Below are 19,254 nucleotides of genomic sequence, written 5' to 3'. Positions count from 1 at the left end.
CCGCACGGGCAGGGGCCGGCAGGCGGACCGAGTGAGGTCGGATCCACCCGGAGTGCTGCGCCGACACGGGCGTTCCTGCGCCGCACGACCGCCCGTGTCACCCCCCGGGGTGGGCGGCCGCACCCCTGGAGGCGGCTGCCGTCGCTCGGTGCTCGACGCCCGCCGGGCGCTGCGTCATCGACTAGGAGACGGACTCGGGGAGGTGCGCCGGGCAGTCGACCTTGGGGGCCGCTTGGACACCGCTGACCTCCTCGACCGAAGCACTCCAAGGGGCGGTGACATCCTCGCGGGTGAGGACCAGCAGACGGTTCACGCCCGCGGCCAGATGCTTGCGGTAGGTGCGTATCGTTTCCTCCGCAACCGCCTGTTCCAGCGTCGCGCGTACCATCCATTCAACGAAGCAGAGCTGGCAGCCGGAGCGCAGCAGAACCGGCCGTTGGAAGCGACGGCGGGTCGGCGTGTGGAACGTGAGACCGATCATCCGATTGGGCCAGACGCCCAGCAGTACCCGGCAGGCAGCCGGAAGTGAGGCGAGCGCGTACTCCCGCACCTGCTCAGGTGTCAGGCGCCGCGCGATGATCGGGACGACGATCCGGTCGCCCAGGGAATTGACGAGCAGGGGCACCACGACGCGCAGCAACCACCAACCGAGCGAGACCCATCCGGCGACGGCCCAGCCCCGCCCCGAGTCCACGAGTTGCGGCATGGCCGACGAGGCCAGCAAGGCGAACCCCACGGCGTGAGAGGGCTTGACCCGGCCGTGCGGGCGCAGCATCGGCGTCAGCACCGCGCCGACCGCCACGGCGGCGCACAACACCCAGTAGATCTGCAACTCGCTCACAAAGTCCCCCTCCCCCACAGGTTCGGCGAGCGTGTGCCGTTTCATTGGAGCCCCGTCCGGGGCACTCGTCAACGGCCTGTGAAGCAGCAGCAGTTGGGGCCAACTGCTGTCATCCAGCCGCGCGCCGTGCTGATCGTCCGGCCGGAACTGGCCCCCGACGTCGGCGCGGTCCTCCGGCCGGCGCGAAGGCCGCCACTGCCCTGACCGTGGACCTCGTCGAACGCCCCCGTGCTGCGCCGTCCTGCCGGACAGCCACGGCGTACTGCGCGCCCGAGGCGTCGGCCGGCCGCACGTCCGCCCGACTTCAGAGCACGACCCCCATTCCTTTACATGGTCGCCACATCTATACTCCGATCGCGCTGTCAAGAGCAGCCGACTCAGATGTCTGGAACATGAGGGAACATGGCTCGATCTGACAACCGCAGCGACACGGAGCTGGGATGCGCCGTGCTGCTCGGTCTCGTCCTCGTCGGTGCGGTCTGCTGGCTGGTGTACCAGGCAGTCCTCTGGGTCGTCGCCGAGTGGCGTTGGGCCTGGTTCGCCGGGTGCGCGGTGGCGGTCCCCGGTGCCGCGTACGCAATCGTGTGTGCGTGGCGGGAGGAACGGCCCTTCGTGCCGTCCCGTCAGCTCGAGGCCTGGACCACGGCGGTGGCCACGGCGCTCGCCGCCGCAGCACCGCTCGTCGTGCTGCTGAAGGGGTGGCCGACCGCGATCGTCGCCCTGCTGGTCGCTGCGGGCAGTGCGGCGGCCGTCGCGTACGTGCCCTGGTGGGACGACTACGCAAGGACCACCGCCACGGCTGGCCCGGGCAGGAGGCCGGCGGGCGAGGACAAAGTCCCCGCGGCTGAGGACGGCGACCCGCTGCCCGTCGTAGCGGCGTCCGAAGCGGAGTGACGGCCTCAGCCCGACGGCCACCCCTCTGACGGACGCCCCGCTCCCGTTCGACCGGCCTGCGAGCCCTGAACGGTCGGGCACCCACACCGCACCCCGAACCGACCGCCGCCTTCCGGACCGGGCCACGCGACAGCCCGGCCGCAGCCCCCTGGAGCTCATGTGTTCCGCATGTCCTTCCCGATGTCCTTCCCGCCGCCCGGTCGTGGGCGCCGTGTCGGCACCCTGCTCGCCGTCGTATGCGTCAGCACGCTGGTCATCGCCCTCGGCGAGCCGTCCGGTGACGACACCGCCACGGCCGCACAGGCGCCGGCCCGCACGGCGTCGACCGCCCCGCCGTCCGCCCCCGTCCCGAAGCGTTCGCCGTCCCCCCGCGTCACCGCGCCTGTCCGCAAGACACCGGCGCAACGGCTCGACGCCCTCGGGCGGTCGAGGAAGTGGGAGCTGTCGGGTTCGTCGGCGTCGGAGTTCACGCGGGACGCCTGCGACATGGCCCAGGAGACGGACAGCCGGCCCGACCTGGCGGGCGAGAGCGTGCCGCAGGCCCTTGCGATGCGCGCGGCGTCCGAGGACTCCGGTGCGGACGCGCTGCGCGCGGGCGTACCGGCGCTCTGCCCTAAATGGACCAAGGCCGTGGAAGCGAGCCTGTCCGGCCACTACGACCGCTGGATCACGGACGACACCTACGACATCGGTACCGCGCCCGACCAGATACCCCCGGGCACCTACCGCACCGCCGGTGACATAGCCGACTGCTACTGGGAACGCACCGCCGCCAATGGGGACGTGATCGACAACGGCCTGGTCACGGCGGCTCGGCGGATCACGGTCGTCATCGGTGCCTCCGACAGCACGTTCACCTCGGACAACTGCGGTCTGTGGACGCCGGTCCACTGACCCCTCACCTGTCACCGCATGTCCAGCCGCAAGCGGCACGTACCAATTCCGCTTTGACACACAGGAGCACCACATGAACAGCACTGCGCTGATGACGTTCAAGAGCCACATCGAGGGCAGGAACGCCGACGTGTCCATCTACCGCGACCGGATCGAATGGGTACGCGGTCGTGGCGTGAGTGGCAAGAAGCTCACGGCAGGACTGCTGACCGGCGGCGTGTCGTTCCTGGCGACCGGTGTGCGAGGCTCCGGCGCGGGCACCGAGATGATCCCGGTGAAGAACATCTCCAGCGTGGTGACCAAGCGGGACGGCCTGATGTTCACCAAGATCGTGGTGGTCGCCTCGGGCAACACCATCGACTTCCGCGTGCCGCACGACGCGGCGCCCGGGATCAAGTCGCTCCTGACCGACCTGGTGCTCGGTCATGTCCCCGCTCCCGGGCACACCCCTCCCCCGCCCGTCCAGCCGTCAGCCTCCTCCTCCCAGACGGGCAGCGCCGTCGAGCAGTTGCAGCAGCTCGCACAGCTTCGGGACGCCGGCATCCTGACCGAGGAGGAATTCGCAGCCAAGAAGACCGAGATCCTCGCCCGCATGTAGAAGGTCGGGACCCTCAGCCGGTCCGGGGCGTCCCCCCGCACACCATGTCTTCCAGCAGCTCGACGGCGCGGCGGGCGGCGGGGTGCCGCGCGATCGACTTCTTCACCGCGAGACCGACGTACCGGACCGGGGTCGGGGACACCAGGGCGACGGTCGTCAGTTCCTCCGGCAGCTCACCGATCCCGAGGGCCGGTACCACGGTCAGCCCGATTCCCGTTGCCACGAACGACATCGCCGTCCGGTAGTCGTGCGTCTCCACCACGAAGCTCGGGGAGAACCCGGCTTGCGCGCAGGCGTTCAGGAGCACACGGCGGCACGCCCCTTCGCGGAGGTCGTTGTCCACCCAGTGCCGCGCGGCGAGGTCCGCCAACGGCACTTCCGGCTCCTGGGCGAGCGGATCGTCGACGCGGACGACGGCGAGGTAGGGATCCTCCGCGAGTCTGCGCACTTCGACGGACCCGGACCGCTCGGCACCCGTCTCCTCCACGAAGATGTCCACGTCCGGGTCGCCCGTCGCGACCTCCGTCAGCAGCAGGTCCAACCGGAGGTCCGGGAACTCGGCTCGCAGCGCGGCAACGGTCGGTGCCAGCCACGCCGCGCCGGCCGAGCCGAAATAGCCGATCGACAGGCTGCCGACCCGGTCGGCGCGCAGATCGCCGACGACCCGCTCGACCCGGCTGAACGCCTCGAACAACGTGTCCGTCTCGGCGGCGAGGGCCCGTCCCGCCTCGGTCGGCTCGATGCCGCGGCCGGATCGTTCGAACAGCTGCAGTCCGGTCTCCCGCTGCAGCGTGGCGAGCTGCTGGCTCACCGCGGACGGTGTGTAGCCGAGTGCGGAGGCGCTCGCGCGGATCGAACCCGTCGCGACGACCGCCCGCAGGACGCGGAGCCGTGAGATGTCCAACACGCCGTGAATGTACAGCTGCGCTTAACGCATGTACAGAACTCGTCGCTTGTGCTGCACAGAATCCGGAGATGATGATGTCCGGGTGACCGATCTCCTTGAGACCGCCCGGCCCGCCGGCGCCGGCAGAACAGACATGGGCAGGACCGCGGCCGCCGCCGGGCTGGCGGTCGTATTGTGGGCCTCGGCATTCGTCGCCATCCGCGGTGTCGGGCACGCACTGTCCCCCGCACCGCTGGCGCTGCTCCGACTGGGCATCGCGGCCGTCACGCTCACAGTGATCGCAGTGGTCAGGCGGGCGGCCCGTGTCCGCGTGTCCCGCAAGGCGTTCCTCCTGATCGCGGCGTACGCCGTACTGTGGCTCGCCGGATACACCGTCGCCCTCAACGCGGGGGAACGGCACGTCGATGCGGGGACCGCGGCGTTGTTGGTGAACCTCGCGCCGCTGCTGGTCGCCGTCACCGCCGGGAAGTTCCTCGGTGAGGGCTTCTCACGATCGCTCATCGCCGGCTCACTGGTCGCACTCGTCGGAACCGCGCTCATCGCGACCGGGGCGACCGCACAGCGGGACTGGACAGGGGTCCTTTTGTGCCTGCTGGCCGCCGCGCTCTACGCCGCGGGCGTCATGATCCAGAAGGTCACGCTGCGGCACGTCGACGGGCTCACCGCGATCTGGCTCGGGTGCATCGTCGCCACCGTGGTCCTGCTGCCCTGGGCGCCGCAGTTGGTCGGCGAGTTGCGGGTGGCCTCCACAGGAGTGGTGCTCGGCGCCGTCTACCTGGGTGTCTTCCCCACGGCCATCGGTTTCACCGCGTGGGCCTACGCGCTGCGCCGCATGAACGCCGGCCGGCTCTCCGCGGTGACCTACGCCGTTCCGGCCGTGTCGGTGCTGCTGTCGTGGCTGCTGCTCGCCGAAATACCGACCGCGTACGGTCTCGCGGGCGGCGTGCTGTGCCTGACCGGGGTCGCCCTCTCGCGCCGGCGGTGAGCCGCGGTGGGCCACCGGCGGCACCGGCGCCCGACCGGCGTGCCACCACCAGGGTTCCGAGGTGACTGCCCGACCCGGGAGCAGGCTTCCGACCGGACACCGTGCCGCTCGCCCTACTGCCGGCGCTCCAGCACGTCGGCGACCACACAGCTGACGTTGTCGGGACCGCCCGAGGCGTTGGCGAGGGCGACGAGTTCGCGCACGGCCTGCTCGGGTTCGCCGATCTCGGCGAGCACTCGGCGGATGTCCTCGGCCGGCACGACGGCCGACAGGCCGTCGGAGCAGAGCAGGTAGCGGTCTCCCGGCTCGGTGTCGTGCAGACGCACGTCGGGGGTCGTGGCGGCTCCTGGGCCCAAGGCCCGCACCAGCAGCGACCGTTGGGGGTGGGAGGCGGCCTCCTCCGGGCTGAGGCGTCCTTCGTCGACCATCGACTGGACCATGGTGTGGTCGTGGGTGATCTGGAACAGCTCTCCGCCCCGCAGGAGATGGACGCGGGAGTCGCCGATGTGGACGAGCGCCATCTGTGACCCCGTCCAGAGGGCCGCGGTGAGTGTCGTACCGGTGTCTTCCGGTGACGAGCCGCTCCCGGCGACGTCGTGTACGGCCCGCCGGGCCTGGTCGATGACGTCTTCGAGGACGTTGAGGAGATCGCCGGCCGGGACGTCGTCGGTCTCCAGCCGCTTCAGCGCGCCGATGGCGGCGGCACCGGCGCAGGCTCCCCGACTGCCGCAGCCGTCGGCGACCGCGAGCAGGCGGGGCCCGGCGTAGGCGGTGTCCTGGTTGCTCTCGCGGACGCGGCCGGTGTCGGAGAGAATTGCGTAACGGATGTCCAGGGACTGGGCGGTCGGGGGACATGGCGGGGTCCTTCCGGGACAGGTGGTCGATGAGGAAGGCGGCCAGGTCCCGCCGTGCGGCGGTGTCTGCTTCGGCCTGGGCCCAGAACGCGCGGACCTCCTGGGCCGCCGCGACCGCGTTCAGCGTGCGGACGTGTCGAATGCGGGCCAGGGGCATGCCCAGGCGGCGGAGCCAGGCGACCAGTCGGGCCTGGTCCAGCTGCTCCGGTGCGTAGTGGCGGTAGCCGGTCACCGGGTCGACACGGGCAGGGGGCAGCAGGCCGAGCTCGTCGTAGAGCCGCAGTGCCTTCGGCGACAGCCGGGACGCCCTCGCGAACGCCCCGATGGTCAGCAAGCCCATGCTCGTCCTCCTCATACCGGGCACGTCGCCCGGCCCCACTGATGCTGCGGGCTCCCCCAAGGTGAAGGTCAACCCGGCGACCTACGCGCAGGGGCGAGAGTGGCGACCTTGGCCGCAGCCCGGGCCCTCCCGTTCGGCCTATCCGAGGTGGCGCGTGACATCACGACGAGGTACTCGTGCTGTATGGCCGAGACCGAAGGCGAGCAGGAGCGGAGGCGGAGACTTTCCCTCGGCGAGCGTTTCAAGAAGTTGACCGAACGCAATCTGGCTCTGGTCCTCATTCTGTACGTCAGTAGCGCCGTCACGGCGGTCAGCACGTTCATCACTGCGTACGTGACGGGCGGACACTGGTATCAGCAACACTTCGACTGGCAGGCCGGAGAGTACGCGAAGCTTGCCAGACTCCACGCGGGATACACCCTCAACAAGTTCGAGGAACAGCTGGGCCGACCGTCCATCCAGATCGCGATCAACAAGACGAGCCTGGGTAGTCTCACGCAGAACACCTTCCAGCCGCGCCCCGAATACTGGGTCGACGCCGTGACGGACCCGCGCAACCGCGTGGTCGCGTACGCGGTCACGTCCTGCAGCTCGGACTTCACGCCCTCCTTCACCTACTGGGACGACCAGCACAACAGGTACATGACCGTCTCATTGAACGAGACGGCTTTCGCCTCGGCCTTCCCGTCGATCCGCGATGTCGGAACGGTGACAACAGACTTCAGTGGCTCCATGGGCCCGAAGTACTACTTCGCCATCAAGCCGTCGAATGCGTACTCCATCAACAGGTCCTACGCCTGGGGAGTTTCCAACGTCTGCCCGTGGAAAGCCATCAAGTCGACGCACTCCAGTGGCACCTGGGTGAGTTGGTTCAGCAGCCAGGTGCAACGTTTCCACACGGGAGGATACGAACTGAGAGTGCAGGCCAAGGAGGTGGACAAGCTCGGCAGAGACCTCATGTCCGAGTACGCCGTCAATACGTACGCCGAAACAGCTCCCACTGTCGACTTCGGCATCTATCCTGAGCAGATCGGCGCGGATCCCATGCTGATCCCCCCTGCTTTGTCGAAGTTGGCCGACAACGGCCCGCCTTCGTGACCGGCTTGACGCCGAGGCGGAAGCACCCGAAGCCTCGTTGACGTCCTGCAGGTCGCACCTCATGTACGCCACGTCCACGAGGTGCGGTCTGTCGGCATCATCTCTCCGGCGCGCGCCCTCTCAGCTATGGGCGCCGGCGTCGTCTTCGTTGCGGCAGCTCGCCGGTTCGGGCCGCCGGGTGGGGGTTCGACGCGTCCGCACCTTCCCCATGCGTGTCCGCACCCTCACCATGACGGCCTGTCGGGCGTTGTGCGGGCGGGCAGGTCGGATGCGGGCACCCAGGGCATCACTCGGGCCAAGTCCCGGTGTATTCGGTCGACTTCGCCGCGCACCTGGGTGGGGATGTCGCCGCGTTCGGCGACGAGGCGGTTGAAGATGGGAGTCTCTTGAAACACGGTGCGGTCTGCTTTCTACGGGTGGCCGGTCGCGGATCGGGCGGGGCAGGGTGAGCCCGCATTGGTTTATCACGTCGCTGAGCCCCGGGAAGCACGCCCGGCTGGGAGACGACGCCGGCCGCGCCGGCCAGGGCGTCCAGGCGGCCTGCCATCCGCGCATCTGTCCAGCATCCGCCCCGAAACGGGAACAATCTCCATATTGCCCATTCCTGCGTACAACCTTCCCGTACGGTCGACCGTCTCACCGTCATCAGGATCGAGACGACGCGACGAAGCGCGACGAAGGAGGACAGGATGCGACGTGTCAGTGCGGCAGTGGCAGTGCTCGTGCTCGCGGGCGCCACGCTGGGGACGGCGGCGAGCACCGCGGGAGCGACCCCGGCAGAGGGACGGCGCGCGGCAGCGGCCTGCCCGACGGGCTGGGGCAGCGGCACCAAGAGCGGTGCCGCCACGGGGGCCGAGCACCTGGTGGACATCAGGACCGGACAGCACAAGTGCTACGACCGTATCGTGTTCGAAGTGCCGGGCGGCGGTGACCGGATCGGCTACCACGTCCAGTACGTGGACCGGTTCTACGCCGATCCCTCGGGTGAGTACATACCGGTCCGCGGCGGAGCGATCCTCGCCATCGGTGTGGACGCGTGGAGTTACGACCTGGAGGCCGGTGTGCCGACCTACCCGGGGAAGGTCGGCAAAGCCCTGCCCGGTGTGAAGGTCAACGGATACCGCACCTTCCGGGACACCCGCTTCGGTGGCACCTTCGAAGGGCAGACGCAGGTCGCTCTCGGCGTGCGTGCCCGACTGCCGTTCCGGGTGATCCAGGTCGAGGACCGGGTGGTGGTCGACGTGGCCCACAGCTGGACGAGTTAGCCCAGTCCCGCCTCGTACAGAGCCCGCCCCCACGGTCTCGCGGTGGTACGGCCCTCCCGCCGGCCGTACCACCGCCACCCCGACCGAGGCTCAAGATCGGCTCAACTCACTGGAGTTGACCCCGGCCACGGGTGCATCCTCCTCGGCAACGACATGACGAAGGGGAAGACGATGAAGAACTCGCTCGGCCGAATCGTGAGGCGCGTCCGGGACGTCGTGTCCGGACGCCAGGACATCAAGGACTACGGCGACCCCGAGGCACGTCGCCACGGGCGCCACAACCGTGACGCCAACCTGGCCCGTCACTACATCCCCACGCCGCCGCCGGTCTCCATCAACTTCCCCACCAGCATGTAGGGCGGGGCGCATCTCCCCGTTGTGCGAAACCGCATTTTATGGCTTCTTTCGCAGCCAGTTACGGTCTCGCCCATGGAATGGACATTTCAGTCGGCCGAGGAACTCACGGCTGCCCTGCGTGCCGGTGAAGTGAGCTCCGCGGAGCTGACCGACGAGACGATCGCCCGGATCGAGCGCGACGACAAGGCGATCAACGCCATCTGTGTGCGGGACTTCGACCGCGCGCGCGTCACCGCGCGCGCCGCCGACCAGGCACGCGCCCGCGGTGACGACCGGCCACTCCTCGGCGTTCCGGTGACGGTCAAGGAGTCCTACGACGTCGCCGGGCTGCCCACCACCTGGGGCATGCCGCCGCACCGGGATCACGTCCCGGCCGAGGACGCGGTGCAGGTCGCACGCCTCAAGGCCGAGGGCGCGGTGGTGCTCGGCAAGACCAATGTGCCGTTGGGGCTTCAGGACATCCAGAGCTTCAACGAGATCTACGGCACCACCAACAACCCCTGGAACAGCGCCCGCACGTCGGGCGGATCGTCCGGTGGATCAGCGGCCGCCCTGGCGTCCGGATTCGGCGCGCTGTCCATCGGCTCCGATCTCGCCGGATCACTGCGCACGCCCGCGCACTTCTGCGGCGTCTACGCGCACAAGCCGACCCTCGGGCTGGCTCCCGTACGCGGCATGGTGGCGCCGACCGCTCCGCCGTTGCCGACGGAGCCCGACCTCGCCGTCGTCGGTCCGATGGCGCGCACCGCACGCGACCTGCAACTCCTGCTCGATGTCATGACCGGTCCGGACCCTCTCACGCTCGGTAAGGCCTACGACGTGCGGCTGCCGCCCGCGCGCCATGAGCGGTTGTGCGACTTCCGTGTCCTGGTCCTCGACGAGCATCCTCTTCTCCCGACCGGGTCCGCCGTCCGGGCGGGCGTGGAGCGGGTGGCCGGTGCGCTTGCCGACAGCGGCGCCCGCGTCGAACGGCACAGTGCGCTGCTGCCCGACCTGGCCGAGGCCGCGGTTCTGTACACGCAGTTCCTGTTCTCGGGCTCCACCGCGCACTTCCCTCTCGATTCGTACGCGGAGTTGCAGACCCGTGCCGCAGCGCTGAGCCCGGACGACAGGAGTCTGGAGGCGGCGCGGCTGCGCGGCATGGTGCTCACCCACCGCGACTGGATGGTGATCGCCAACCGTCGCGAGATCCACCGTCACGGCTGGCGCCGGCTGTTCGCCGAGTTCGACGCCGTCGTGTGTCCCATCACCCCCACTCCCGCCTTCCCGCACGATCACGCCCCCGATCCGATGCGACGCCGGCTCGACATCGACGGCGTCGCCCACCCGTACTTCGACCAGCTCATATGGGCAGGTCTGGCCACGATGCCCGGCTTGCCCGCGACCGCTGTACCGACGGGCAGGTCGCCTGAGGGGCTGCCGGTCGGGGTGCAGCTCATCGGCCCGATGTTCGAGGACCGTACTCCCCTCCGGCTGGCGGACCTCCTGGAACAGACCATCGGCGGTTTCCAGCCACCGCAGCTCTCGTAGGCGGGGCTCCGGTGCTCGGTCAGCTGTCTGTCGGAGGGTTCTCGGTCTCGTCGCCGGAAGCGTCGACCGCTGTCTGCCCGTCCTGCTCGGCGGGCTGCTCGGCGGGCTGCTCGGACGGCTGCTTCTTCCCGGTTCGCGGTTGGTCTTCCTCCAGGTGCTTGCGGACTTCCTCCGGCTTGTCCCCTACCTGGTCCATGGGATGCCTCCGGTTCCGACCGGCGCGGTGTCGCCCGCGAGGGGCCGGCGACGCCGCCGTACCGCCAGCTTGGCACAAGCACCCGGCCGCGGCCCTTCGAGCGCGGCGAGCGTCGCTACGCGTGCTGCTCCGCAACCCACCGTGCCCGTCCACCCCGGCGTACCGGTCGGCAGCCAGGCGGGTTGTAGAGCGATGTCGACCGATCCTGCACACCGGTGCAGGTTTTCTCGACACCGTCGACCAGTTGAGGGGATGCGGATACCCTCACGTAGGTCCCGCCCCTGATCAGCGACGTGCCCAGGAGATGCTCGGTGGCAGATGATGCCTACGCAAGACTGGCCGGAACCTCGCAACGCATCGACCAGGCCCACGGCCACGCCGGGTTGAGGGACGTACTGGACACGCGGGCCCCCGGAACCTTCCGTCCCGGCAGCGGCCGTCAGCAGGAGCACGAGGGGGCCGCTTCGTGATCCCGGCACCCGGCGGCCCGTGTACTGTTTCCGCCGGTGGACAGGGGCGACGATGACCATGCTCGCCCGGCTCCGCCGGTGGAAGAGGTTACGGGAGCGCGACAGGGAGATGCGTCTGTTCGCCGAGACGCTCATCGCTCCGGTCCGTGACAGGGTGAGCGGCACCGGCGCGGACGACGGCATGCCGGCCGGGGGCAGCCTGGAAGACGCCGAACGGCTGTTTGAGGCGTTGGTCGAGTCCGCCAGGCGGTGGCGCGGTGACCGCAAGCTGCTCGTGCACAAGGTGCACATCCCGCGCGAGTTCAAGGCGACGGGGATGTGGCTGGAGCGTGCGGACCGGGATGACATCATCATCGAGCAGGACGCGGAGATCTGGCACCAGGCGCAGATCTTCGGTCACGAGCTGTGGCACATGCGGCAGAAGGACGGCTTCACACCCGAGCAACTGGCGAGCGGGGCCTGGGAAGCGCTGGAGTCGGGACATGCGCACGGGGCACAGCCCGCCGCCGCGCGTTCTCGTTTCGACGAGGATCCCGAGAAGGAAGCCGAACTCTTCGGCATCCGGGTCGGGCAGGAGATGCGTGCGCTGATGGAACGCGACGTGATCACCGGCGAAACGGCACGCCGCATCGCAGACGCTCTCAACTACCGGGGAAAGCGCACATGAGCGGGTCGATCAACTACATAAGCTGCGGCCTGCTGTGGATCGGTCTCCTGGCGAAACTTCCGTACCTGGTGAGACACGGAAGCGAGCCCTCGCTCCGGGCGATCAACGGGGTACTGGCGTTCGCCTCGCTGTGCTTCCTCTTCGGTGCTCCCGCTTCGGTGAAGCTGATCAATCAGGTCAGCGGCATACCGAACCTGGCCGCCCCGGTGACCTACGCGTCGATCACCGCGTACAGTGCCGCACTGCTGATCATGATCGCCTGCTGGCGAGGCGGCCCCTCCCTGCGTCGGACGACACGGAGCTCGATCTACGGGTACGCGGCCGTCCTGGTCGGTATCGCCGCCCTGTTCGTCCTCGGGGACGCCTCCGAGGAGCGCCGCAGCGACTTCGACACGTACTACGCCACGGCGCCCTGGATCTCCGAGATGGTCGTCCTGTACCTGGTCGCCAACCTGGCGGCCGTCATGGTCAGCGCCGTCTGGTCGTTGCGCTGGGGATTCGAGGCGGAGGTCCGCAGGCGGCCCTGGCTGCGGGCCAGTCTGTTGACGATCGGCACCGGCACGGTCATCAGCTCCGGGTACAGCATCTCCAAGCTGGTCGCCGTCACCGCCCGGTGGACCGGTCGGGACTGGGCGGTCCTCGGAACTTCCATCCCGCCGCTGTGTGCCGGACTCGGTGCACTGCTCACCGTGGTCGGGGTCCTCCTCCCGATGGCCGGGCACCACCTCTCGGCCTGGCGTGACTTCTTGCGCCTGGCACCACTGGACGCCGTACTGGATCCGGTCCTCAAGGACCGCGCGCTGCGGGTCGAGCGTCCGCGCAGCCCCTTCCTGTGGGGCACTTGGCGCTGGAGCACCATCCACAACGGCCTCATGGCGATCGAGACGCTCTACGACGAGACGCTGTACGACGGCATGTTCGAGGCGGAGTTGGAGCGAAGCGGCGACTGGCGCGCAGCCACGTCCGCGGCGTGGGCCGCGACCATCGCCGCGGCCGTGGCGCGCGGCACTCAGCCGGTGCCGGAGCCCGCCGGTGCCCCGGCCCGGCTCTCACACCCGCGCGATGCCGAGTCCCTGGTCCGGATCGCCGATGCCGTCAAGCGGGCCGAGCGTGGGGTACGGATCACCAAGCCGGGCCCCGCCACGGCCCGGTCGGTGTGAGTGCGGATCCAAGTGGACTATTCGCCGCCGCGGTCAGCGGACTGAACGGAGCCCCGAAAGATGAGTCTCGTCGTCTACATGGCGTCCTTCCTTCTGGCTCTGGCCGCCATACTGCTGCGCCGGCCGCGCAGAACTCCCCGCTCACCTCTGTCCATCGCCACGCGGGCCACCGCCTTCATCGCCGCCGTCTGTTTCTTCTGGTCGGCCCCGGTGACCCTCGCCGCCGTCAACCACGCCACCGGCATCCCCAACGTGGGTGCACCGCTGACCTATGGTTCGATATCCGCCCTGAGCTGTTCCCTGATCATCTTGCTGATCCACTGGAAGGGCGGCCCCCAAGAGCAGATACGACGGATGACCCGACTGGTCGTCGCCGTCTACGGCACGCTCATCCTCGCCATCGTCGTGCTGTTCAGCCTGGCGGACGCGCACACGGAGCGGCTCACCGACCTGGACACGTACTACGCCAACACCCCGTTCATGCGGGAGATGATCACCCTTTACCTCATGGGCCATCTGGCGAGCACCATAGTCCTGAGCGCCGTCTGTCTGAAGTGGGCCCGCGACGAGGTCACCGGGCTGCTGCGGCTCGGCCTCCGGCTGATCCTGGTCGGTCTGCTGCTGGACGCCCTCGGGTTCACGGTCGCCAAGGTCACCGCTGTCGTCGCGCGCTGGATGGGATACGACCTGGATTTCCTGTCCACCACCGTCGCACCCCCGGCCGCCGCACTCGGGGCCCTGGTGTATTCCGCCGGATTCGTCCTGCCCCGCCTGGCATCCGCAGCCGCGGCGGAGCGGCAGAGCCTCGCCACCTACCGTGCGCTCAGGCCCCTGTGGTCGGCAGTGAAGGACGTGGCCACCGCGCCACCGGTCGCGGAGCCGACCTGGTGGCAGCTGTGGTGGCAGCTGCCCAGCAGCCGTGTCTATCTCCTGGAGGCGAACATCCGTGACGCCCTGCTGCAACTGACGGCGTACATCGACCAACGAGTGGGCCGCACCGCGTTCGAGGCCGCCGTGGAGCGCGGTGAACAGCGTGCCGAGGCGCGCGTGGCCGCGGAGAAGGCGATGATCATCGACGGCATACGCCGCGCGTCGGGGAAGGGCGACGGCCCCGCCGATCCGCCGGAGAAGTTCCGCGTCACCATCGACCTGGTCGAGCTGGCGCACGCTGTGGACCGCCTCCGTGAGGCGGCATCGGCACCGGATCAGGTGAAGGCCCGGCGGCGTCAGGTCTCGGACACTGACGTCCGGTCATGAGCACTACTAGGAGGACCAGTTGTCGTACAGAGCTGTCGTGGTGGGAGCCGGCATCGCCGGGCTTTCGGCCGCCGCGGCCTTGTCCCTCGCCGAGCCCGCGTTGCAGGTCGTCCTTCTCGACCGCGACGAGCTCCCGGAAGGACCCGAGGACCGGCGTGGCGTCCCGCAGGGCCGGCACGCCCACCTGCTCATGGCCGGTGGCCTCGCCGCCCTGGAGTCCCTCTTCCCGGTGAACGTGCGCGACCGTCTCCTGGCCGCGGGTGCCCACCACATCGCTCTGGGCAACGGCATGCTGGCCCTCACTCCGGACAGCGGGTGGCTGCGTCGCTGGCGGAGGGACGGTCCGCACATGATCACGTGCACGCGTGCCCTGCTGGACTGGGTGGTCCGGCAGGCGTTGCTCGACTCCGGTCGTGACGTCTCGATCCACCGGGCCACGGTCGAAGGGCTCCTCGGCACCGCTGAGCGGGTGCACGGCGTCCGGATCAGCGGGGCCAACCCCGCTCTGGGCGACGAGCTGGAAGCGGACATCGTCGTCGACGCGAGCGGTCGCGGCTCGGGAAGCCTGAAGTGGCTCAGCGGGATAGGCATTTCGGGTGTCGAGGAGAGGACGCTCGACTCCGGCCTGACCAACGCCACCCGGATCTACCGCACACCCGCGGGTGCTGAATCGTTCCCGCTGACGGTGGTGCAGGCCAACCCCTACGACGGACGACCGGGCCGCAGCGCCATGGTGCTGCCGATCGAGGGAAACCGGTGGATGGTCAGCGCGGGGGGCACCCGCGGCGGCGAACCTCCCCAGGATGCGCGGGGTTTCCTCCAGTACACGCTCGACCTGCCGCACCCCATCGTCGGTCAGCTGATCTCCGGTGCGGAACCCCTCACCGACGTCGTCGTCAGCCGCGGCCGCAGCACCAGCAACTCCCGCCGGTACTTCGAGAGGTCCGCGCGGTGGCCGGAGCGGTTCATCGTGCTCGGCGACGCATTGGCCACGTTCAACCCGGCCTACGGCCAAGGCATGTCGGTCGCGGCGCTCGGTGCCCAGGTCCTGGCCCAGGAGCTGGGGCGCAGTGGTCCCGCCGGTCCCGGTCTCTCCCGGCGTGTCGTTCGCGGCGCGGCCCGCCACGTGGACGCCGCGTGGGCCACCGCCGTCGGGATGGACGTCCTCTACCCGGGGGTGGTCGGCGGAGAGCCCACGTTCGCCGACCGGGTCGCCGCCCGCTACGCCCGCCGGCTGACCAAGGCCGCGACGGGTTCCTTCGACGCGGCGGCAGCACTGTGGGACGTCACCAGCCTCACGGCGCCTCCGGCGCGGGTGATGCGGCCCAGGGCACTGCTGGCCGCCCTGACAGGACCGTCCCTGCCCCTGACGTTCGAGCCTCCCCTGGGCTCTGCGGAGCGCGAGGTGCTGGCGCGGCTCCAGAAGGGTCTGGAGGGCTCGCAAGAGCCGGGCACCGCCCCGCTCCACAACTAGGTGCCGGGCCCATCTCGGGTCCCTCCGGTCGGGCCGGCCGTACTCCGGACGCGTCGCGTACGCGCCTCGTACGCGAGAAGTACGTGGCGCGGGCCGCGCCGGGAGTAGGCTGGGGGCGGAGGTGCCCCATGTCCGAGCTGTTCGACGCGGTGGACGCGCTGGTCGCGTCCCGCTCGCCCCTGCCGCCGCCCGCCGAGCGCAGGCGGCTGCGCCAGGCGCACGCGCTCACCCTGGACGAGGTGGCGGCCGCCCTGAGCGTGCGGCGGGCGACCGTCGGCGCCTGGGAGTCGGGCAAGACCGAGCCCCGGCCGCCGGAGCGGGAGGCGTACGCGCGCCTGCTGCAGCGGCTCGCGGAGCTGTACCCCGCCTCCGGGACGACCGGTGCCCCGGAGCTCCCCCCCAGCTCCGAGGACGCGGACGTGCCTGCGGAGGCAGCGGCCCCGGAAGAGGCCGAGGAGTCCGACGAGACGTCCGGCACCGGAAAGTCCGCCGAGACCGGGAAGCAGTCTGCGAAGCCCGAGAAGAAGTCCGCGGAGGCCGAGAAGGAGTCCGGCGACAGCGCGACGTCCGCTCCCGCTCCCCCGGTGGCCGCTGCCCGGGCACCGCGGGCGTCGCGCCGTCCGGACTCCAGGAAGGCCGCCGGCACGGACACACCCGTCCGCGGGGGTGCGTACGCACACGGTCCGCTCCTGGTCCTCGACGCGGACGGCGACCGTCAGGTGACCGGATACGGTGTCGGCGGTCTGATCCTCGACGTGCCCGCCAGGTCACTGCCCGCGCTGGTGGAGTGGACGCTGGCCGAGGCGCGCCTGGGGGCGGAGCGGCTGCACGGCTCGGGCAAGGACGCCGACCCGCTGCTGGTGCTCACCGAGGCGGCCTGCGAACGGTACGGGCTGCCGGCCGTCCTGTCCGAGCAGGAACGGCTCGCGGGGCGGCTGGCTGAGGGGCACAAGGTCGTCAAGCAGCTGCAGCGGGCGCAATGGCAGCTCACCAAGCGGGGCTTCGGACCCTGGGCGCGGATCTACCGTCCTGCCCAGGGAGGCCGTCGGCAGTGTGTGCAGCTGTGCATCCCGTCCTGGCGCGCCCTGGACGACCGCGCGTGGGGGCATGCCGCGCGACTGGAGCCCGCGGCCCTCGCCCGGGTGCTGGGCGTGTACGCGCAGCGGGTCGTGACGCCGGTCGGTTCGACCGCCGTGACGGGGCTGCACCTGATGACCGCGCTCAACCCGCCGACCCGAGCGAGCGAGCCGGACGAGGACGGCAGGCGGCACCGCGAGCACCGGCCCGGGTCGCTGGGCAGCGAGCCGATGGACCCGGCGCCGTGCGAGGCGACCGACGGTCACCCCGTCCTGGCGCACCTGCCCCGCTTCCACGTACGCGGCCCCGACGAGAGGCTGTTCGAGGAGGCCTACGACTGGGCCCGGGACCTGACCGACGAGGAGTGCATGCGGCGCCACCTGGTCGGCATCGACGTCAACCTCGCCTTCGGTGCGGCCGCGAACGGCGCCGTCGTCGGCCTGGCCACGCCACCCGTGCACGTCACCGACCCCGCCTTCGACCCTGCCCTGCCCGGTTCCTGGCTGGTCGACCTCTCCCACGTGGACCTGGCCCGGGTGAAGGTCGGCAAGCAGTGGCACGAGCTGGAAGGCGATCTGCTGCCCAGCCCGTTCACACCGACCGGTGAACGCCCCGAGGGCCCGGCGTGGTACGCCACGCCCACCGTGGCGTACGCCGTCGAGCTCGGCTACGACGTCGCCCCTCTCGAGGCCTGGGTGCGCCCGGACAGCGGCCGCTTCCTGGACGGCTGGTACAAGCGGCTGCGCGACGCCTACGTCGTCACCATGGGGGACCTCGGTGTGGGCGAGAAGCTGGGCCCTCGGGAGTTCCTGGAAGCCATGGACGGCTACAAGCAGCGTGATCCGGAGATGGGCATCGTCGTCGACGCCGTCAAGATGACGGTCAAGGGCGGTATCGGCAAGCTGCAGGAGAAGGCGCGCGGCGGCGGCTGGAAACCGGGGCAGCCGTGGCCCGCCCTCGCCCGTCCCACCTGGCGCCCCGACATCCGCGCCACCGTGATCTCCCGGGCCCGGATCAACATGCACCGCAAGATGCTCAACCTGGCGGCGGCCACCGGCCGGTATCCCATCGCGGTCCTGTCCGACTGCGCCGTGTACGCCGCCGACGGGCCCAGCCCGCTGGACGTCCTGCCCTACGGCGCCGACGGCAGGACCGTACCGGGGTCCTTCCGGCTGGGTGTGTCTCCCGGGATGGTCAAGCACGAGGGCACCCAGAGCGTGCTGTGGGGCGCCACGGTGCTCGAACAGCTCGGCGGCGACGGCAAGGTCGGCAACCTCGCCCGCTACATCAAGACCGGTGAGGTCACCGTCAAGGACAGCGGAGAGTAGAGGGGGCGGGCGCGGTGGTCACGGTCGGAGAAGGGCTCGACAGGGCGGTGCAGGGCGCGTTCACCCGCCCGGTCCCCAAGTCCGCCGGCGCACAGATGCGTTACCTGGTCAGACAGCACCAGGGCAGCACCCGGCGCGTCGCCGAGCTGCTCGGCATCAGCCGGCGCACCGTCGAGCGGTATGTGAGGAACCAGATCAGGAAACCCCGGCCGGAGCTCGCCGAGCGGCTGGAGCGTGAGGTCCGCACCCGTTGGCAGCCGCAGGTCAGGGCCAGGGCCCGGCAGGCGGCGGCCACCACCCAGGGCATCATGATCGATGTCCGCGCCCGCTTCGGCTACACCGCCGCACCGGGCAGCACCGACGACGCCCGCGTACGCCACCTGACGCTCGCGCTGCCGCCCCACCAGGCCGCCCGGCTGTTCCAGGCACAGGAGGCCGGCGCCGGCGAGGACCGACTGCGCCAAGTGGCGGCCGAGGCCCTGGGCGAGGTGTACTTCCGCGACAACGGCCGCCGCGCCCACGGCCTGGAAGTGGAGCTCAGCGACCTCCTCGACGTCGAGTTCGAACTGTAGGCCGGGCGGCGGGCCGTACGGCTGGGACGGGTGAGGGCCTGGGGACGGCTCAGACGGGGACGGCCGACGTCGCCGACCGCGGTGGCGCGTTTCGGGCGCCGGAGCGGGTCGTTCACGGCTCCTCCCCCTGCGCTGACCCGTTCGGCCTGCCGGTGACGGCTTCGGCTACGCCGGCGGGCGACGCCACACGAGGGTGTAGCGCCAGAACAGCCGTCGTCGCAGCCGCGCCCCGGGGAGGACGTCTCCGGCTTCGCGGACGATGTCGTCGAAGGTCATGTCCGCTGGGCGAGCAGGGGCGGTCATGGCCAGGGGACGGGGCGTGGAACGGCCCCTGTTCTTCAGCCAGCCCGTCACGGCATTGGCCGGTACGGCGACGGCACCGAGCAGGTGGTCGACCGGAGTTCGGGCGCGCGACAGGCCGACGACCACCAAGGTCCCTCCCGGCGCCAGATGGCGGCGGAAGCGGACGAGTGCCTGGCCGAACGGCAGG

At 70.3% G+C, this 19,254-nt stretch carries 17 protein-coding genes and 2 pseudogenes; 14 read left to right on the top strand and 5 right to left on the bottom strand.

Annotated elements, in window-relative coordinates; genetic code table 11:
- Positions 1-181 precede the first annotated feature (181 nt).
- Positions 182-841 carry a hypothetical protein gene (locus IE312_RS07360; RefSeq protein WP_189979464.1) on the bottom strand — a complete coding sequence of 220 codons (660 nt, stop codon included), beginning with the start codon at positions 839-841 and terminating at the stop codon, positions 182-184.
- Positions 842-1,243: 402 nt separating this feature from the next.
- On the opposite strand from IE312_RS07360, the gene IE312_RS07355 reads away from it, so the two are divergent.
- The 3 genes from IE312_RS07355 (at position 1,244) to IE312_RS07345 (ending at position 3,227) form a co-directional block, all read left to right on the top strand.
- On the top strand, positions 1,244-1,735 hold the full coding sequence (locus IE312_RS07355; RefSeq protein ID WP_189979461.1) for a hypothetical protein: 492 nt from the start codon (positions 1,244-1,246) through the stop codon (positions 1,733-1,735).
- Between the two features lie 168 nt (positions 1,736-1,903).
- Positions 1,904-2,629 carry an Rv1352/Rv1906c domain-containing protein gene (locus IE312_RS07350; protein WP_189979459.1) on the top strand — a complete coding sequence of 242 codons (726 nt, stop codon included), beginning with the start codon at positions 1,904-1,906 and terminating at the stop codon, positions 2,627-2,629.
- A gap of 73 nt (positions 2,630-2,702) precedes the next feature.
- Entirely contained in the window at positions 2,703-3,227 is a 525-nt protein-coding gene (locus IE312_RS07345; RefSeq protein ID WP_189979457.1) for an SHOCT domain-containing protein, read from the top strand.
- A gap of 13 nt (positions 3,228-3,240) precedes the next feature.
- Here IE312_RS07345 and IE312_RS07340 read toward each other — a convergent pair whose 3' ends face one another.
- On the bottom strand, positions 3,241-4,134 hold the full coding sequence (locus tag IE312_RS07340) for a LysR family transcriptional regulator (RefSeq protein ID WP_189979454.1): 894 nt from the start codon (positions 4,132-4,134) through the stop codon (positions 3,241-3,243).
- Between the two features lie 82 nt (positions 4,135-4,216).
- Between IE312_RS07340 and IE312_RS07335 the strand changes: the two genes are divergently transcribed.
- Positions 4,217-5,119 carry a DMT family transporter gene (locus IE312_RS07335; protein WP_229899242.1) on the top strand — a complete coding sequence of 301 codons (903 nt, stop codon included), beginning with the start codon at positions 4,217-4,219 and terminating at the stop codon, positions 5,117-5,119.
- Positions 5,120-5,232: 113 nt separating this feature from the next.
- Here IE312_RS07335 and IE312_RS07330 read toward each other — a convergent pair.
- Positions 5,233-6,313 (bottom strand): annotated as a pseudogene (locus IE312_RS07330) (MerR family transcriptional regulator).
- Between the two features lie 183 nt (positions 6,314-6,496).
- Here IE312_RS07330 and IE312_RS07325 point away from each other — a divergent pair.
- From IE312_RS07325 to IE312_RS07310, 4 genes are all read left to right on the top strand, one after another.
- Complete coding sequence (locus IE312_RS07325) at positions 6,497-7,411, top strand: ETEC_3214 domain-containing protein (RefSeq protein ID WP_189979451.1); 915 nt, start codon at positions 6,497-6,499, stop codon at positions 7,409-7,411.
- A gap of 689 nt (positions 7,412-8,100) precedes the next feature.
- Entirely contained in the window at positions 8,101-8,676 is a 576-nt protein-coding gene (locus IE312_RS07320) for an AMIN-like domain-containing (lipo)protein (RefSeq protein ID WP_189979449.1), read from the top strand.
- A gap of 153 nt (positions 8,677-8,829) precedes the next feature.
- On the top strand, positions 8,830-9,033 hold the full coding sequence (locus IE312_RS07315) for a hypothetical protein (RefSeq protein WP_189979447.1): 204 nt from the start codon (positions 8,830-8,832) through the stop codon (positions 9,031-9,033).
- A 72-nt stretch (positions 9,034-9,105) separates the two neighbouring features.
- Positions 9,106-10,563: an amidase gene (locus IE312_RS07310; RefSeq protein WP_189979445.1), complete on the top strand. Its 1,458-nt coding sequence runs from the start codon at positions 9,106-9,108 to the stop codon at positions 10,561-10,563.
- 19 nt (positions 10,564-10,582) lie between these two features.
- Here the strand turns inward: IE312_RS07310 and IE312_RS07305 are convergent, their stop codons facing one another.
- Complete coding sequence (locus IE312_RS07305; RefSeq protein ID WP_189979444.1) at positions 10,583-10,759, bottom strand: hypothetical protein; 177 nt, start codon at positions 10,757-10,759, stop codon at positions 10,583-10,585.
- A 522-nt stretch (positions 10,760-11,281) separates the two neighbouring features.
- Here IE312_RS07305 and IE312_RS07300 point away from each other — a divergent pair.
- The 6 genes from IE312_RS07300 to tpg all read left to right on the top strand — a co-directional run bounded on the left by IE312_RS07300 (position 11,282) and on the right by tpg (position 18,764).
- The gene (locus IE312_RS07300; protein ID WP_229899240.1) at positions 11,282-11,896 is read left to right on the top strand and encodes a hypothetical protein; all 615 of its coding nucleotides are present in this window, start codon (positions 11,282-11,284) and stop codon (positions 11,894-11,896) included.
- Entirely contained in the window at positions 11,893-13,056 is a 1,164-nt protein-coding gene (locus IE312_RS07295; protein WP_189979442.1) for a hypothetical protein, read from the top strand. Before IE312_RS07300 ends, IE312_RS07295 begins: the two co-directional genes overlap by 4 nt.
- 60 nt (positions 13,057-13,116) lie before the next feature.
- Positions 13,117-14,313 (top strand): MAB_1171c family putative transporter, encoded by a 1,197-nt coding sequence (locus IE312_RS07290; protein ID WP_189979439.1) that lies wholly within the window; start codon positions 13,117-13,119, stop codon positions 14,311-14,313.
- A 19-nt stretch (positions 14,314-14,332) separates the two neighbouring features.
- Positions 14,333-15,787, top strand: coding sequence for an NAD(P)/FAD-dependent oxidoreductase (locus IE312_RS07285; protein ID WP_189979437.1), 1,455 nt, complete (start codon positions 14,333-14,335; stop codon positions 15,785-15,787).
- Positions 15,788-15,915: 128 nt separating this feature from the next.
- Positions 15,916-18,192: a telomere-associated protein Tap gene (gene tap, locus IE312_RS07280; protein WP_189979435.1), complete on the top strand. Its 2,277-nt coding sequence runs from the start codon at positions 15,916-15,918 to the stop codon at positions 18,190-18,192.
- 14 nt (positions 18,193-18,206) lie between these two features.
- Positions 18,207-18,764: a telomere-protecting terminal protein Tpg gene (tpg, locus tag IE312_RS07275; protein ID WP_189979434.1), complete on the top strand. Its 558-nt coding sequence runs from the start codon at positions 18,207-18,209 to the stop codon at positions 18,762-18,764.
- 165 nt (positions 18,765-18,929) lie between these two features.
- On the opposite strand, the pseudogene IE312_RS39195 reads toward tpg, so the two are convergent.
- Positions 18,930-19,254: pseudogene (locus tag IE312_RS39195) on the bottom strand (SAM-dependent methyltransferase); the annotation flags it as partial.

Source organism: Streptomyces capoamus (assembly GCF_014654935.1).
GTDB classification, from domain to species: domain Bacteria; phylum Actinomycetota; class Actinomycetes; order Streptomycetales; family Streptomycetaceae; genus Streptomyces; species Streptomyces capoamus.
This window is presented reverse-complemented; position numbering and strand designations above follow the sequence as displayed.

Excerpts from the sequence above, each read along its gene's own strand:
- IE312_RS07355 (WP_189979461.1), top strand. The coding sequence starts at position 1,244 with ATGGCTCGATCTGACAACCGCAGCGACACGGAGCTGGGATGCGCCGTG.
- IE312_RS07350 (WP_189979459.1), top strand. The coding sequence starts at position 1,904 with ATGTCCTTCCCGATGTCCTTCCCGCCGCCCGGTCGTGGGCGCCGTGTC.
- IE312_RS07345 (WP_189979457.1), top strand. The coding sequence starts at position 2,703 with ATGAACAGCACTGCGCTGATGACGTTCAAGAGCCACATCGAGGGCAGG.
- IE312_RS07325 (WP_189979451.1), top strand. The coding sequence starts at position 6,497 with ATGGCCGAGACCGAAGGCGAGCAGGAGCGGAGGCGGAGACTTTCCCTC.
- IE312_RS07320 (WP_189979449.1), top strand. The coding sequence starts at position 8,101 with ATGCGACGTGTCAGTGCGGCAGTGGCAGTGCTCGTGCTCGCGGGCGCC.
- IE312_RS07315 (WP_189979447.1), top strand. The coding sequence starts at position 8,830 with ATGACGAAGGGGAAGACGATGAAGAACTCGCTCGGCCGAATCGTGAGG.
- IE312_RS07310 (WP_189979445.1), top strand. The coding sequence starts at position 9,106 with ATGGAATGGACATTTCAGTCGGCCGAGGAACTCACGGCTGCCCTGCGT.
- IE312_RS07305 (WP_189979444.1), bottom strand. The coding sequence starts at position 10,759 with ATGGACCAGGTAGGGGACAAGCCGGAGGAAGTCCGCAAGCACCTGGAG.
- IE312_RS07300 (WP_229899240.1), top strand. The coding sequence starts at position 11,282 with ATGACCATGCTCGCCCGGCTCCGCCGGTGGAAGAGGTTACGGGAGCGC.
- IE312_RS07295 (WP_189979442.1), top strand. The coding sequence starts at position 11,893 with ATGAGCGGGTCGATCAACTACATAAGCTGCGGCCTGCTGTGGATCGGT.
- IE312_RS07290 (WP_189979439.1), top strand. The coding sequence starts at position 13,117 with ATGAGTCTCGTCGTCTACATGGCGTCCTTCCTTCTGGCTCTGGCCGCC.
- tap (WP_189979435.1), top strand. The coding sequence starts at position 15,916 with ATGTCCGAGCTGTTCGACGCGGTGGACGCGCTGGTCGCGTCCCGCTCG.